Here is a 1,570-nt window from a genome sequence, read left to right as displayed (position 1 = left end):
CTAGGAGCTCGGATCTCAGGACGAAGGTCTCCGCGAATGTCCGGTCGATCCGCGCGACGTCCCAGGCGGGCGTTCCCTTGGCGGACATCCACGCCGCAGCGTCGTGCATCAGCCGCACAACCTCGTCGATATCACCCGAGCAGGCGACCCGAACGTTCGGAGGCTCCTCGCTGTCCATTCGCTCCCCTGGCGCGGTATGAACCGCCGCCTCATAGTGCAGTTTGATCCTGACGAGCCCAGCATGTCTGCGCCCACCTTCGCGGAACCTGACCAGGGTCCGCTAGCGGGCGGCCGGAAGGTGAATGCTAGGCATGATCTAACCCTCGGTCTCTGGCGTCGCGACTGCGAAATTTCGCGAGGGTTTCCGAGAAGGTGATTGCGCTTCGCAGATCTCCAGGCGCGTGGGTGCGGACGTAGTCAGCGCCATTGCCGATCGCGTGAAGTTCCGCCGCAAGGCTCGCTGGACCCAGATCCTTTACAGGAAGGCCAACGGTGGCGCCCAAGAAGGATTTCCGCGACACCGAGACCAATAGCGGAAGCCCCAACGCCGACTTCAGCTTTTGAAGGTTCGACAGCACGTGCAGCGATGTTTCCGGTGCGGGGCTCAAGAAAAATCCCATCCCCGGATCGAGGATGAGCCGGTCGGCAGCGACCCCGCTCCGTCGCAAGGCGGAAACCCGCGCCTCGAAGAACCGCACAATCTCGTCGAGCGCGTCTTCGGGTCGAAGGTGACCGGTGCGGGTGGCGATGCCATCCCGCTGCGCTGAGTGCATAACCACCAGCCTGCAGTCCGCCTCAGCAATATCGGGATAGAGCGCAGGGTCAGGAAATCCTTGGATATCGTTCAGGTAGCCCACGCCGCGCTTGAGCGCATAGCGCTGGGTTTCCGGTTGGAAGCTGTCGATTGAAACACGGTGCATCTGATCGGACAGGGCGTCTAAGAGCGGCGCAATACGTCTGATCTCATCGGCCGGCGATACAGGCCTCGCGTCCGGATGGCTGGCGGCCGGTCCGACATCCACGACGTCTGATCCGACTCGCAGCATTTCGATCGCCGCGGTGACAGCGCCGGCGGGGTCTAGCCGCCGGCTCTCATCGAAGAAGGAGTCCTCGGTGAGATTCAGAATGCCGAACACCGTCACCATGGCGTCGGCCTCCGCAGCGACTTCCACGATGGGGATCGGGCGAGCAAAAAGGCAGCAATTATGAGCCCCATACCTACAAAGCCCCACGCATCAAGCTTTTGCCCATGAAGCAACCAGGCAATGGCTGTAATTATGACGACGCCGAGTCCCGACCAGACTGCATAAGCAACACCGACAGGGATGGATTTCAGAACCAGAGAAAGAAAATAAAATGCGATGCCATAACCGATTATGACAACGGCGGAAGGGGCAAGCTTAGTAAAGCCCTCGCTAGATTTTAATGCGGATGTTGCGATTACTTCGCCAACTATTGCGATAACAAGAAAAAGCCAGCCTTTCATGATATATCTCCCAATTTGTGTAGGGCTTATTATGCACGCTTAAAAATAATAAAAGCAGACTTGACCTGATAGTTTGGCTGTGAG

Annotated in this window: 2 protein-coding genes; both read right to left on the bottom strand. The window is 58.6% G+C overall.

Annotated elements, in window-relative coordinates:
* Positions 1-305 precede the first annotated feature (305 nt).
* On the bottom strand, positions 306-1,145 hold the full coding sequence (gene sul1 / locus OKC40_RS22380) for a sulfonamide-resistant dihydropteroate synthase Sul1 (RefSeq protein WP_000259031.1): 840 nt from the start codon (positions 1,143-1,145) through the stop codon (positions 306-308).
* The gene (locus OKC40_RS22375) at positions 1,139-1,486 is read right to left on the bottom strand and encodes a quaternary ammonium compound efflux SMR transporter QacE delta 1 (RefSeq protein WP_000679427.1); all 348 of its coding nucleotides are present in this window, start codon (positions 1,484-1,486) and stop codon (positions 1,139-1,141) included. The genes sul1 and OKC40_RS22375 overlap by 7 nt, the downstream gene beginning before the upstream one ends.
* Positions 1,487-1,570 lie beyond the last annotated feature (84 nt).

This window comes from Aeromonas sp. QDB11 (assembly GCF_027705265.1).
Classification (GTDB): domain Bacteria; phylum Pseudomonadota; class Gammaproteobacteria; order Enterobacterales; family Aeromonadaceae; genus Aeromonas; species Aeromonas allosaccharophila.
This window is presented reverse-complemented; position numbering and strand designations above follow the sequence as displayed.

Bases quoted from the DNA above. Each gene is read 5' to 3' on its own strand.
- sul1 (WP_000259031.1), bottom strand. From the start codon at position 1,145: ATGGTGACGGTGTTCGGCATTCTGAATCTCACCGAGGACTCCTTCTTC.
- OKC40_RS22375 (WP_000679427.1), bottom strand. From the start codon at position 1,486: ATGAAAGGCTGGCTTTTTCTTGTTATCGCAATAGTTGGCGAAGTAATC.